Annotated in this window: 14 protein-coding genes; 5 read left to right on the top strand and 9 right to left on the bottom strand. The window is 46.6% G+C overall.

Annotation, left to right across the window (positions count from 1 at the left end; all coding sequences use genetic code 11):
- Window positions 1-36: 36 nt before the first annotated feature.
- Window positions 37-1,074 (top strand): hypothetical protein, encoded by a 1,038-nt coding sequence (locus CMO31_02220; protein MAZ52817.1) that lies wholly within the window; start codon window positions 37-39, stop codon window positions 1,072-1,074.
- Between the two features lie 75 nt (window positions 1,075-1,149).
- The gene (locus CMO31_02215; GenBank protein MAZ52816.1) at window positions 1,150-1,875 is read left to right on the top strand and encodes a hypothetical protein; all 726 of its coding nucleotides are present in this window, start codon (window positions 1,150-1,152) and stop codon (window positions 1,873-1,875) included.
- A gap of 155 nt (window positions 1,876-2,030) precedes the next feature.
- Here CMO31_02215 and tsaD read toward each other — a convergent pair whose 3' ends face one another.
- Window positions 2,031-3,002, bottom strand: coding sequence for a tRNA (adenosine(37)-N6)-threonylcarbamoyltransferase complex transferase subunit TsaD (gene tsaD / locus CMO31_02210; protein ID MAZ52815.1), 972 nt, complete (start codon window positions 3,000-3,002; stop codon window positions 2,031-2,033).
- A 68-nt stretch (window positions 3,003-3,070) separates the two neighbouring features.
- Here tsaD and CMO31_02205 point away from each other — a divergent pair, with 68 nt between their 5' ends.
- On the top strand, window positions 3,071-4,180 hold the full coding sequence (locus tag CMO31_02205; protein ID MAZ52814.1) for a hypothetical protein: 1,110 nt from the start codon (window positions 3,071-3,073) through the stop codon (window positions 4,178-4,180).
- A gap of 4 nt (window positions 4,181-4,184) precedes the next feature.
- Here CMO31_02205 and thrB read toward each other — a convergent pair whose 3' ends face one another.
- From thrB to CMO31_02180, 5 genes are all read right to left on the bottom strand, one after another.
- Window positions 4,185-5,063 carry a homoserine kinase gene (gene thrB / locus CMO31_02200; GenBank protein MAZ52813.1) on the bottom strand — a complete coding sequence of 293 codons (879 nt, stop codon included), beginning with the start codon at window positions 5,061-5,063 and terminating at the stop codon, window positions 4,185-4,187.
- Entirely contained in the window at window positions 5,060-6,640 is a 1,581-nt protein-coding gene (locus tag CMO31_02195; protein ID MAZ52812.1) for a hypothetical protein, read from the bottom strand. The genes thrB and CMO31_02195 overlap by 4 nt, the downstream gene beginning before the upstream one ends.
- Before the next feature lie 144 nt (window positions 6,641-6,784).
- Window positions 6,785-7,897, bottom strand: a complete 1,113-nt coding sequence (locus CMO31_02190; GenBank protein ID MAZ52811.1) for a YibE/F — start codon at window positions 7,895-7,897, stop codon at window positions 6,785-6,787.
- A gap of 12 nt (window positions 7,898-7,909) precedes the next feature.
- A complete protein-coding gene (locus CMO31_02185; protein MAZ52810.1) occupies window positions 7,910-8,284 on the bottom strand; it encodes a transcriptional repressor in 375 nt (124 codons plus the stop codon).
- 37 nt (window positions 8,285-8,321) lie between these two features.
- Window positions 8,322-8,675: a histidine triad nucleotide-binding protein gene (locus tag CMO31_02180; protein ID MAZ52809.1), complete on the bottom strand. Its 354-nt coding sequence runs from the start codon at window positions 8,673-8,675 to the stop codon at window positions 8,322-8,324.
- A gap of 53 nt (window positions 8,676-8,728) precedes the next feature.
- On the opposite strand from CMO31_02180, the gene CMO31_02175 reads away from it, so the two are divergent.
- Window positions 8,729-9,247, top strand: coding sequence for a molybdenum cofactor biosynthesis protein (locus CMO31_02175; GenBank protein MAZ52808.1), 519 nt, complete (start codon window positions 8,729-8,731; stop codon window positions 9,245-9,247).
- On the opposite strand, the gene pyrE is transcribed toward CMO31_02175, so the two are convergent.
- Entirely contained in the window at window positions 9,238-9,771 is a 534-nt protein-coding gene (gene pyrE, locus CMO31_02170) for an orotate phosphoribosyltransferase (protein MAZ52807.1), read from the bottom strand. The genes CMO31_02175 and pyrE overlap by 10 nt on opposite strands.
- A 100-nt stretch (window positions 9,772-9,871) precedes the next feature.
- On the opposite strand from pyrE, the gene CMO31_02165 reads away from it, so the two are divergent.
- Window positions 9,872-10,810, top strand: coding sequence for a hypothetical protein (locus CMO31_02165; protein ID MAZ52806.1), 939 nt, complete (start codon window positions 9,872-9,874; stop codon window positions 10,808-10,810).
- A 261-nt stretch (window positions 10,811-11,071) separates the two neighbouring features.
- Here CMO31_02165 and CMO31_02160 read toward each other — a convergent pair whose 3' ends face one another.
- Window positions 11,072-11,893 (bottom strand): manganese transporter, encoded by an 822-nt coding sequence (locus CMO31_02160; protein ID MAZ52805.1) that lies wholly within the window; start codon window positions 11,891-11,893, stop codon window positions 11,072-11,074.
- A 48-nt stretch (window positions 11,894-11,941) separates the two neighbouring features.
- On the bottom strand, window positions 11,942-12,598 hold the full coding sequence (locus CMO31_02155) for an ABC transporter ATP-binding protein (GenBank protein ID MAZ52804.1): 657 nt from the start codon (window positions 12,596-12,598) through the stop codon (window positions 11,942-11,944).
- Between the last annotated feature and the right edge of the window lie 58 nt (window positions 12,599-12,656).

Below are 12,656 nucleotides of genomic sequence, written 5' to 3'. Positions count from 1 at the left end.
GCGATAGCCTAAGGTCTAGTAGAGGAGGGATCTTATATGATCCGACCCGGCCTACCTTGGCTGCCTACCGTTATGTTTTTACTTAGTTTTATTGTCTCAGCACAAACTATAGTTGTTAGTCCACGAGAGGGTGTTGCTCGTTTAAAGCCTGATTTCGACGTTCAGGTATGGGTTGATAAGGATCCTTCTGGCGAAAATGTTCCTGAATACGAGGTTGGTGACAGGATAAGGATCGGCGTTTTTGTGACTGAGCCTAGCTACATATACCTCTACAGCATAAAATCAACGGGCAAAATTAGCCAGATATTACCGAATCTATTTGAGGGTCAGGAAATAAACAATTACCTAAAGGCTGGGCAAACGAAACTATTTGCACCAACGAGATCTAACTATAAATTCACTGTTGACGGTCCAAGTGGACTAGAGAAGGTTGTCGTGATTGCTACCAGAAATCCAATAAATCCAGGGAATCTTGCTCTATTAAGGCAAAATGATTCTACATTGACAAGTTCCAGCATTAATTCTACGGCTACTAGTTTTTTCAGAACCATTGTTGAAAATTTTCCCCTAAACAAATGGACAACAGATACCGCGATGTTAAATGTGCGTCAAGATATTGGGAACTCTCAGTTAGGGACCTTATATCTAAATAGTCATCCCGCTGGGGCGAAGGTTTTTGTTGACGGAAAATTTGTTGGCTTCACTCCCACTACTTACGGAAGTCCGATTGGGCACCATGATATTTCCTTTGATCTAAATGGTTACGAGATATTTGCGACCAGGGCTAATATTAGTGTGGGTAACATATTTCCAGTCCAAGCAACACTTGTTCCTGAGAACGATGACATGGGCACTTTGCTATTCAGAACCAACGTGATGGGTGCTCAAATATTCGTAGACGGCAAGATTATCAGTCAGGACTATAACGATCAAGAAAAAATTCGCAAGAGATTAACAGTAGGTAATCACCAAGTAACAGCTGTAGCTCCTGGTTTCAACACGGTCATCCAGTACTTTTGGATCAATAGTAACCGAACAACCGAAGTAATAATCAAGCAAAGTTTATTAGATTGAATCGTGGTTTCTAAACTAGCTGCATTGCGGTGTTAGGTCTGCAGAAAATATTGGATTAAGTGCAATACTAGTCACATGAATCATTGGGACGAACTTATAGCGATTGTTCTGGCTGGTGGAAGGAGCGATCGTTTAGCTGCTGAGTCTTCGCTGGAGTCAAAAGGCTTAGTGCCTTATAACGGGGTAGCGCTCGGAACGTATGTCCTAAAAGCCCTCGCTGCTAGCAGATACGTTAAAAAGGTTGTCCTTGTTGGCGCTTCAGATCTTCCAGGACCCACTGACCTGAGGGTTGCTCCAGGGGAACGACTTATTGATTCTTTGGTTATTGGTTGTGAAGCTGCAGGGCGATTTGGATCGAGAGGCCTACTGGTTGTGTCTTGTGATCTACCTTGGCTGAAGGGTGAAGCAATAGATAAGTGGATTGAGGAAGCACCCTATGGAGACCTAGTTTACCCAGTGATACCAGAGGAAGTATCAAAACAGGATTTTCCTGAACACGAGAGAACTTTCGTTAGATTGAGTTCTGGCCGCTTTACCGGCGGAAACATGTGTTTGGTTCAACCTGATGCAATCGAAATGCTAAAGCCGTGGATTGATCGGGTCTATAGGGCACGTAAGAATCCTCTAGCGTTGGCCAGGATTATCGGTTTTGGCACTGCTATTAAGCTTCTCCTCGGGCAGATTACGTTGGAGGGCATAGAAAGAGAGGTCGGTCTTAAGGTAGGTCTTGATGTTCGGGTAAGCGTAACTGATGAGGCATCTATTGGGGCTGATGTCGACCGTCTTGAGCATATTATTTAACGGCCACGTTCGTAATAAGTTAGTTTCTGAGATAATTACTTTACATGCAAGAGCAGTACCTTGAAAGGTTAAACATCGATTTTCAAAGAATCACCGCATATTTCTCAGCTGTATCTACTAAGGGCACAAGGGCTAGAGGGGCCTCTCAGCAGATTCTAGTTAGCAAGTGGTAGGTAAGGTTGGGCGTCGGTGGTCCAATCACTGTTAGGTCTGGTCTTTAACTGACGGTAGGCCGCTAACGCAATCATGGCTCCATTGTCCGTTGTCAGATCGGGGGGAGGAACATGTATTTCAAGGTCCTGATCTTTGAGTTTCTCTCTCAGCCTTTGGTTGGCAGCTACTCCGCCTGCAACCACTAAGCGTCGTAGTTGAGTCTGTTTAGCAGCTCTAACGGTGGTGTGGATTAAGGAGTCGACGACGGCTTCTTGGAAACTAGCTGCGACGTCAGCGCGATTAGCGTTTGGGGTTCTGTCCATCAAGGTAACTACTGCCGTCTTAAGGCCGCTAAAAGAGAAGTCGAAGCCATTCTGCACCCAGAGAGGCCTAGGTAATTTGTAAATGTCAGTATTTCCACTAAGAGCGAGTTGGCTGAGAGGTGGACCTCCTGGATAGGGCAAGCCTAATAATCGGGCGATCTTGTCGAAAGCTTCGCCAGCTGCATCGTCTCGAGTGGAACCTAATTCAACATAAGATCCCCAGTCATCAACCTGAAAAAGGCTGGTATGCCCACCTGATGCAATGAGACAAAGGAACGGCGTCTTAACGTTTTCGGTTGCAAAGCTCGAGGCAATGTGCCCTTCAAGGTGATGTATCTTCAAGAATCTTAAGTTACGCGACCAAGCAAATGAGCGCCCATAAGATAAGCCGACAAGTAGAGAACCTATCAGGCCGGGGCCGTAGGTAGCCGCTACGGTGTCGATGTCTTTTAAAGAGATTCCCGCTTGATTAATCGCTTCTGTAAATACGCTGTCCAGAATAGACAGGTGTTCGCGGCTAGCTTGTTCTGGCACAATCCCACCGAAGCGGTCATGGAGAGCTGTTTGAGAGGCTACGACGTTGGCGATGATTTTCCCATCAAGTACTAGTCCAACCCCAGTGTCGTCACAAGATGTATCTATACCTAAAATGCATGGCACCTCTTGACCGTACCAGTTTAAGGCGGACCAGTTCTATTAGTCCATCGTAAACTGGTACGGTGTCGGCGTTAAAGTCCCATTACGAGGAGATAAAAGTACCGCTGCCAAAAGGTGGTCAACTTATTACTAAACCTGGAATTCGCGGTTACCCGGGGCTTACGCCAGGACTTAACGTGCTTTTAGAATATGCAAGTGCAGGAAAGGGATCTTTAATTGACGCTAGTGGTTCTGCTTCTGGATATGCGATGGGCATTAATTGGGATGGACCCGTTATTGTGTTAGAACCCTCTAGAGCGGCTGGAATTTGTGCCGCGCAAATGCAGCGCGAAGGCCAATATAAGGTCTTTGCTGGAGCAGTATGGGATGCTGTACCACAGTCAGCAGATGCAATTGCCCTGATTCCACAAGCTGATCGGGGAACTGCCCGCGTAGAAGCGGAGTTAGCTGGTGCCTATCGGGCTCTACGTAAGACAGGGCGGCTGGTTTTTACAATTCATAAAAAATCAGGGGCAAAACGTTATGAGAAACTTGCTAAACGATGGTTTGATACTCGGTTAATCGGAAAACGGTCTGGTTGGCGGGTTGTTGAGGGCGTAAGATGCGATTCCTCGTTGCAGATAAGTCCACCTTGGCTTGATTTCGAGGCGATTGGTCATCCGATGCAAGCGAGGCCAGGGGTATTTTCTGCTGGGAAAATAGATAGTGGTACGAGGTTGCTAGTTGATTCAATCCAAGACTTGCCGCTCCAAGGGAGGCAAGTCTTGGATCTAGGATGCGGTTATGGCCTACTTAGTGTTTTTGCTGGGCTTCGTGGAGCACACGTAACTGCGTTAGATGACGATTGGCCTTCGGTTGACAGTGCTCGGCAGAATCTTGAGCGATTGAGTGTTAATTCACGTGTCTTGCATTCAGACCTTACGTCCGATCTAGATCCTCAAGAACGATTTGACATAGTTCTGGTTAACCCTCCTTTTCATGTAGGTAAGACTGTTAAAATGGATCTTCCTGCTGCCTTCATTAACGCTGCTTATGCTCATCTTCGGGATGGTGGGGTGTTGTTTTTAGTTGCCAATCGTGAGCTTGCATACGAACGTTTATTAGGAGTTTTTGCTGAGACTAAGAAGATTGCTGATTCTCGGGGCTTTAAGGTGCTCTGGGCTCAGAAGTGATCTTTTAGGTTATGCGGTAACCGGTTCCAGCGGTGAGGTCGAATACCTGGCCGGTGGAACCAACGAAATCATTGAGGATGGATTTGCACTCCGGGGCAGTAGAATCATCGCAAATTGCACCAATTGATGGTCCACCGCCAGATAAAAATGCTGCATAGGCGCCGTGGTCGTATAGTTTTTGTTTAGTCTGCATGAAGCCAGGGATTAAGGATTCCCGGTAGGGTTCGTGCAGGTCGTCTTGGGAGGCCGTTCGTAAAAGAGAGGGGTCCTCTTCAGCAACTGCTAGGGTCCAAAGAGCTACTCGTCCTGCAGTAAGAACCGTAGTGTTTCGATTGTATTTATCAGGTAGTATTTCTCGAGCTTTAGTGGTGGCGAGTTCAAAAGCTGGTACACCAAATAGTAATCGCCAATTAGCTGGTATTGAGAGGCTTCTACTTAGGTAACCGTTTTCTGAATTTCTGGTAGAAACAGTGAAACCACCAAAGGTTGCGGGGGCAACATTATCTGGATGACCTTCGAGCTCTGCGGTGAGTTGGAATACACCTTCTCGACCCAAAGGGTTACCTAACATGTGATCGGCAACAGCAGCCCCAGCAATTAGGGCTGCAGAGGAAGATCCTAGTCCACGAGCCAAGGGAATTGGGTTATCTACTGTAAAGGTTGCTCGTGGAAACGAATTTCCGGACCTTCTAAATGCTTCTCTGAAGCCGACATGAATCAAATTGTCAGATGTTTCTGGGATCATGCCCTCTCCGGTGTATCTAAAGTGATCATAAGCGCTAGGCGTCATGACCACTGATAGTTCTAGGTCAAGAGCTATCCCGAGGCAATCGAAACCTGGTCCGAGGTTTGCGCTGGTTGCAGGTACGCGCACTTGTATCATCGCGCGAAGCCTATCATGTGGAGCTTCTGTCGCGATGTTGGTAGGGATTCGACGAGATCAGAAGCAATCATTCCAACGCCTTTTTCGTTTCCAGCTATTTCTCCAGTAATGCCGTGCATACCCACTGCTGCACTGGAACTTATAAAGGGGTCGGTTGAAGTGGCGAGCCATGCACCAAGGAGACCAGCAAGAACATCTCCTGTGCCTGCAGTAGCCATACCAGGATGGCCAAATGTACTGATGGCTATTCTTTCTTTTGGTGAGGCGATAACGGTGGTAGCTCCTTTAAGTACTAAGACTGCGCTGTATTCCTTCGCCATTTCTGACGCTGCTCCAACTGGATCATCAATTATTTCTGAAATGTCGCTCCCTAAAAGGAAGCTTGCTTCACCAAGGTGAGGAGTCAAAACACAAGCACCGTGTCTTTTGGTGGCCTTGCTTAGTTCGTGTCCGGGTTGGAGTGCCCCAGCATCCAATACAGTGGGAGTTTTATCTAATGCGAGGATTGAGGGTACTTGGTTTGCCAATTTTGAGTCAAGGCCGGGTCCAATAACGCGGGCATGGGATTTAGCGTTCTTGATACTTGCTACTTGTTGAGCTAAAACCTTACTGGATTTCCATTTGTACCTGATTATGTCGGGCCAGGTTGCAGCTTGAGGGTCCTCAGCAAGAACGGACACGAGTCCAGAGCCTGCGCGTAGTGCTGAACGGGCAGCTAACTCTGCTGCCCCAGAGTACTGCGTTGATCCGCCAATCACTAGGACGGTTCCTGCGGAATACTTGTGCCCAGATCGTAAACGCCTAGGTGCATTATCTTGGATGTATTGCCGAGTCACAAGATCCGTGGTGGAATATCGGTGTAACACGTCATTTGGGATACCAATTGGGACTGTGGAGATTTCACCGAAAGCGGCCCGTGCTGGGAATAGAGCGCTGGCTAATTTGGCGCCAGCTAGTTGTACGGTGCGAGTTGCACGTACGTGGACTCCAAGAGGTTGGGCCTGATCAGCACCTACCCCAGTTGGGATGTCTACGCTGAGGACCGGCTGGTCAGTTGTGTTTATCTTAATGACGATCTCAGCGAGTTGACCTTCGAGCGGTCGGGACAAGCCGCTACCAAGTAGGGAGTCCACAAAAACATCGGTTGATGGCATTGGTCCAGATAAGAACGTGGCTATATTCCTGAAGGGAATCCTATGAGCCCTAGCAGAAGTTCGAGCTGCCTGAGTGTCTTTACTAGCGTTAGTTAGTTTGTTATCGGTTTCGAAAATTGTGACGTCTAGACCAGATTCCTTCAGATGCCTGGCAGCTACGTAACCGTCGCCTCCATTGTTTCCATTGCCACAAAGTATGACTACGTTTTTGGTAGTTGGCCAACGTTTAAGGAGGTCGTCTGCTATTGATCGTCCGGCGTTTTCCATCAAGACGATTGAGGGGATGCCAGTCTCGATCGCTTTTTTATCAACCATTTTCATGTCTTGTCCTGTGTATAATTTCATCAGTAGTTTAAGTTTACCCCCAGTGTTTGTAGTGCGCATAGTTTGGGTGGTTGAAGGACTTGTTTTTAAAATTGGCAATGGGAAGACTAGGGGTGGAAAGGTTTTGTTGTCCCCATTACATTTGGTTACTACTATTCCAATTGTTACTTTGCTCCCGCAGAAAGTAGGCTAGTATAGCTGGCTGTTTTTTAGGGTGTTACTTTAGTTTTTCGACAAGCAGAGTTAATGATGGTGTTGATGATTGAGTTCACTTGGTTGTATTGGTAACCGGTCCCCTCGGAATAATAAGGCAGCTATGTAGGTTGTAATTGGCACACTGAGTACGAGTCCTACTGAACCAACCAAGATTTGGATAATTTCCGTAGCCACTAGTTCTATATTTAGAGCCCGAGCGAAACTGAAATCGTTTAGCGTAAGTAGCAAAAGGAGTGGCAGAGAAGCTCCAGTATACGCTAAGACTAAGGTGTTCACTAAAGAGCCAACGTGATCCCGGCCTACATTCATTCCGCGTTGGTATAGTTCTCTGGCAGTTAACTCCGGATTTACGTGGGCTAGTTCTCTAATTACGCTGGCCTGAACTATGGTGATGTCAGTAAGTGCGCCTAAGGCGCCTATCAAAAGACCAGCTAGGAGCAGACCTTTGAGGTTTATTTGATTAGCACCAGCGTTAATCATTAATGCTTCGTCAGAGCCGAAACCTGTTAAGTAGCTCCATTCAGTGAACGCTATACCGAGCGCCATTGTCATTAGGACAGCTGCAAGCGTACCGGCTAAAGCTGCAGTCGTGCTCCAATTCAGTCCATGTACAAAGTAAATGGCTAAGATGAGTATGCTTCCAACGCCGACAAGAGATACTACAATCGGGTTCCAGCCAGCAAGGATTTGAGGAATTATAAAGGCCACTACTATCAGCAGGCTAGCTGCTGTTGAAAGAAATGCTCGGAAACCCTTAAAGCGAGCGACAACAATCGAGACCAGTAGGAAAATTCCTATTAACCAGAACAAGGAGGGGCGGCGGACCCAGTCTGAGACCACGAATTGGTGTTGGCCATCAGTCCCGTAAGAATAGTAAAGTTCTACGCGTTGTCCCTCTTTGAACGGTGGGAGGTCTTTGGGGGTGAATTGATCGACTCTGGGAATTTCTGCTCGTACCACGTGGCCGCTTCGTAATTGAACTAGTGCTGTAGAGTGACCATCGTGTTTTGAGGACGCAATAATATCTTTAATTCGTCCCTCAACGTAGCCGAAATCGGCTTCGAGTTTGGGTTGAGCCTGACTGATTGTCCCAAAAAGTATTGAGCTAGAAATTAGAATGGCTGAGGCTAGGACTGACATGAAACCTCTAAGTTATCCTTGGCAATCTATACATAGGCCATAAAGTACGAGTTCGTGGCCGTGTACTGCAAAGCCGTTTGGCACGGTGGTCTCCTCAGGCGGTGGGCAGCTTGAAAGGAGTTCGAATACCATGTTGCATGATTCGCATCGAAAGTGGTGGTGATGATCTCTACCAGAGGGTTCATACCGAGTTGAATCGTTTGGCAGGTGGACCGGAGTCACCTTCCCTTGTTCCTGAAGGCGGTGGAGATTTCTATAGATGGTCGCTAGCCCTATGCCTTTTAACTCTGTTTGTGTCAGGTCCCTAAGCTCTTTGGGAGTGACAGGTCCAGATGCTTTCTGGAGAGCTCGCAGAATGGCTGTTTTCTGTAGTGTGTTCCGATTCATCTAATAAGAGTGTAACAACCTGTGATGGGTCGAACAGTCACAGACTCGGTGCGATTATCGGACCTAAAGGCTGGCCACCGATTAAGTGCATGTGAAGATGGTAGATTTCCTGGCCTCCGTGTTCTTTGCAGTTAACCAAAAGACGGTAGCCTTTGTCGAGCTTTTCTTCTCTAGCAACATCTTTTGCCACCGTGAACATTCTACCGAGGGCCGGCTCATGTTCTGGAAGGACATGGTCGGCGCTCGGGATTATTGTGTTTGGGACAATAAGTATATGTGTAGGTGCTTGTGGATTATTGTCGCGAAAGGCCGTAACGAGATTATCCTTATAGACTATGTCCGCTTGTATCTTTCCAGTTACGATTTTGGCAAATACATTATCTTGGCACATGGCCCATACTCTAACTTTTACTTGGAGTTCCGTTCGAGTGTAGACTGTCGAGAATGGATTCAGGTAGGTCAGATCATTTGAGTGCGGGGCCAAAATCTGTTGCTATAGCGTTGCTTACTATTAGTGACACGAGGACTATTTACAACGATGCCAGCTCGGATTATCTGGAGGTAGAGCTAAGCCGTTTGGGTCACACTCTTGTGGATCGTAGGATCGTCAGGGATGAGGAAGCAGAAATTAGGAATGCTCTGCAGGATCTCCTCGACGGACCGGCGCAGGTGGTGATTTCCTCGGGAGGTACTGGCATAGCAGGCCGAGACGTGACAATTCCAATCGTGACTTCTCTTATTGTGAAGCCGATGCCAGGTTTTGGCGAACTTTTTCGGATGCTGTCGTTTAAAGAAGTCGGTGGGGCAGCGATGCTTTCCCGTGCAGTTGGTGGCCTGGCTGACGGTGGGTTAATCTTTGCTTTGCCAGGATCTCGGAATGCTGTGCGTACGGGTTGGGAAAAACTTTTAAGAGATGAATTAAGTCATCTTGTTTTCGAAGTGTTCCGACACGATCAGCCCTGAGAAGATTGATGCTTGAGTAAGCTCATCGAAAAAAGGGCTTCTAGTTGTATGCTTTCAGCAGAAAGATTTTCTACTCCCCCAGCTTCTCGATCAATTACGCAAACAGCATTTGTCAGGTCGGCCCCTATAGACCGAAGGTCAGAAGCAGAGAGAATGAGTTGCCCTCCAGAGGTGACTACATCCTCAACTAGTAGTACTTTAGCGCCGTCAATTTCTATTCCTTCAGCTATTTTTTTAGTGCCATAGGCTTTCGCTTCCTTACGCACGAAAGCAGTAGGTAGGTTTGTTAACTGCGAGAGGATTACTGCTAGGGGAACGCCGCCAAGTTCTAATCCTGCTAGGATTTCGGTTTCTGGGGGGATCAGCGGAATTAAGGCCTTAGCAATTTTCATTAGGAGACCTGGCTGGGATTCGAATAGGTATTTATCGAAGTATTCTTTACTGATTGCGCCAGAGCGAAGAAGAAAGTTTCCTTTAAGGTGGCAGGCATCATAAATTTCTTTTGCAAGGTTTTCGTTACTCACAAATACATTGTACCTGGGTTTCTATTTTACGTTTTAATAGACGCTATGTAATCCCAGATACTAAGAAGGTGCCTAGGTTTCGTGGTATGTTCCCAAGGTTATTAATGAGAAAGGATTATCAATAGTGAAAAACTTTCGTCCTAAAGTTATTTGTTACCTAACGTTCCTCACCCTAGGTATCTTCGGTGGTAGTTGTGTTGCCGAGATCGTTGTTTCAATCCCACCACACGCCAGTTTAGTTGAACAACTAGTTGGGGATCGGTTGCCGGTGCATGTAATGATTTCCCCAGGTAAATCGCTACATACGTTTGATCCGAGCCCAAGTGATCTAGTTAAATTATCAAAAGCAGAATTAGTAGTTGTAAACGGTGGAGTGGATGCTTGGATTGAGGATTTGATAATAGCGAGTGAAACTCAAGCTTCAGTCATAAAACTTATAGATAAAGTCGACCTTCCCTTAGTGTCAACTGACCATGATAATCACGACGGCCATGATGATGGTTGGTCACACGCTGGGCATCACTACTTCGGTCCGGATCCTCATTTCTGGCTTGATCCTATTGTGATGATTCAAATCGTTGATTTATTAGAACAGGAATTAATAAAAGTTGACCCAGAAGGGGAAGAGCAATATAGATTAAATGCCACCACTCTGCGCAAAGATTTAGTTATCCTTCATGAGGAGCTATCTGCAGCATTAGCAGAGGTAGCCGGACAACCATTTGTGGCGTATCACGATGCATGGGGCTACTTCGCTGACCGATATGATCTGAAACTTATGATGAGCATCGAACCTTTCCCAGGTAGAGAACCGAGCATTTCTTACCTTAAGAAGGCACTGGATAGCGTCCGTGCCTCTGGGGCGCGTGCAGTATTTGCGGAGTTTCAGTTAGATACTCGTCCAGCCAAAATTATTGCACAAAGCGCAGGAGTGAAATTAGAGACTCTTGATCCGCTTGGTGGTTTTGGGGATAGACCGTCTTATCAAGATCTTATGCGATACAATGCCGAAATGATTTTACGGGGCCTTAGTAATTAACGAATGAACCCGCCGGCTTTGCATTTTCACCATGTAAATGTGAAGTTTGGTGACACTGGTGTGCTTGAAGATATCAGTTTTGACATGGAAGCAGGCCAGTCCTTAGCGATTATCGAATTAGCCAAAATTGAAAAATATTTATAAGAAAAAACATGACACTACATTATCTAGCTTGTAATAGTAAGATCTAATATTTTAGGATTCTCTTACGGCCTAGTCATACCGCCTTGTCCGCGTGGATTTACATCCATCAGATCGTTTTTAAGCTCTAAGTTTCCCGAAAAAGATTGCAAGTATAAAGGTTAAGGCCTGGGATAACACAATCGTACTCCCGCTCGGAACATCCAGAACAAATGACATTATCAATCCAAGAAATGTCGTTATCACGCCTATCCCCAAAGAGATAATTGTCCATTCAATAAGTGAACGTGATAACAACCGAGCAGCCGCAGCAGGAATAACTAAATAAGCAGCGATCAGAATAATTCCCACCACAAAAGCACTTACAGCAACTACAACGCCAGCTATTGCAAAAAGCAGGTACTCCAAAATCCTAGATCTTATCCCATCAACCTTTGCCATTTCTTCGTCAAAGGTTGCGTAACCAAGGTGTCCCCAAGCTAAGGCGAAAAACAGCAAAGACAAAACACAAACAATCACAATCAATAGAAGATCTACTTGACGTATCCCCAAGATTGAACCGAACAGAAGGTCAAAAACGTCGACCCCAATATCAGCATCTGGTGGAATAATCGAGAAGAAGATTACCCCTAATGACACGGAAACAGCGAAGAACACCCCAACTGCCGTATCACTCGCAAGGTTAGTTTGGTCACGAACCCAAGCTATTCCTAATGCCGCCATTATGGTGAATGGTAGTGCAACCCAGAGAGGTTGTCGGAAAATATCAGTCCCCAGAGACGCCCCAAGGCCAAAAATTATGAGGGCTCCTAAACCCATTCCGCCAAAAGAAGCATGCGCGAGACCATCACCGAGGAACGCTAGGCCCCTTTGCACAACAAAAACCCCTAGGATACTTGTCATCAAAGCAATCAGGAGACCAGCAATTAATGCCCGCCGCATAAACGCAAACTCAAAAAGTTCAATGAATTCCATAGGTCCTAACGTGTATTATCCGAATGTGAAATCATGAGAGTGACCCACATGACCATAAGCTCCACGAAGATAATCCTCGTGTAACACCTCTTCAGGACAACCAAAACCATGAACTCGGCGGTTCAGCACCAGCACCTGCGAGGCATGGTACCTAGCTGCGGCAAGATCGTGGGTGATCATAGCTATAGCCGCACCTGTTGCTTCTTGATAACGTTCCAACAGGTCATAAAGGTCGTTCTCGGCTAGGAAATCAACCCCGGTTGCAGGTTCGTCTAGAAGAACAAGATTGGGTTCCTTCACCAGAGCGCGAGCAAGAAATACACGCTGCAATTCCCCACCGGAAAGACGTGATAATGAGCGCTTGAGCAAGTGTCTGGCCCCAACACCATCTAACGCCCGATCTGCCTGCTGGTGTTCTTGGCGTGTTACTCGTGCTGGCCAGGCACGCCGAATACCAGACACAACTAACTCGAGGGCGTTAGTAGGGAAGCTCCGGTCAAAAGTTTTTAGTTGGGGTACATAACCTACAGCGGGAGACGCCTTTCTTGGTTCTTGGCCAAAGATCGCAGCTTGCCCACGATTAGGACTGACCAGTCCTAAAGCAACTCGGAATAGTGTTGATTTTCCACCACCATTAGGACCGACAACTGCTAAGGACTGGCCTGCTTCCATGTCAAAACTGATATCTTCAAGCACACCAGTGTCACCAAACTTCACATTTACATGGTGA

It is taken from the genome of Trueperaceae bacterium (assembly GCA_002707365.1).
Lineage (GTDB): Bacteria > Deinococcota > Deinococci > Deinococcales > Trueperaceae > UBA6957.
Note: the sequence above shows the minus strand (reverse complement) of the source record. Positions and strands in the feature narration are given on the sequence as shown.

Bases quoted from the DNA above. Each gene is read 5' to 3' on its own strand.
- CMO31_02220 (MAZ52817.1), top strand. From the start codon at position 37: ATGATCCGACCCGGCCTACCTTGGCTGCCTACCGTTATGTTTTTACTT.
- CMO31_02175 (MAZ52808.1), top strand. From the start codon at position 8,729: ATGGATTCAGGTAGGTCAGATCATTTGAGTGCGGGGCCAAAATCTGTT.
- CMO31_02185 (MAZ52810.1), bottom strand. From the start codon at position 8,284: ATGAATCGGAACACACTACAGAAAACAGCCATTCTGCGAGCTCTCCAG.
- CMO31_02215 (MAZ52816.1), top strand. From the start codon at position 1,150: ATGAATCATTGGGACGAACTTATAGCGATTGTTCTGGCTGGTGGAAGG.
- CMO31_02160 (MAZ52805.1), bottom strand. From the start codon at position 11,893: ATGCGGCGGGCATTAATTGCTGGTCTCCTGATTGCTTTGATGACAAGT.
- thrB (MAZ52813.1), bottom strand. From the start codon at position 5,063: ATGATACAAGTGCGCGTACCTGCAACCAGCGCAAACCTCGGACCAGGT.
- CMO31_02180 (MAZ52809.1), bottom strand. From the start codon at position 8,675: ATGTGCCAAGATAATGTATTTGCCAAAATCGTAACTGGAAAGATACAA.
- CMO31_02155 (MAZ52804.1), bottom strand. From the start codon at position 12,598: ATGGAAGCAGGCCAGTCCTTAGCAGTTGTCGGTCCTAATGGTGGTGGA.
- CMO31_02190 (MAZ52811.1), bottom strand. From the start codon at position 7,897: ATGTCAGTCCTAGCCTCAGCCATTCTAATTTCTAGCTCAATACTTTTT.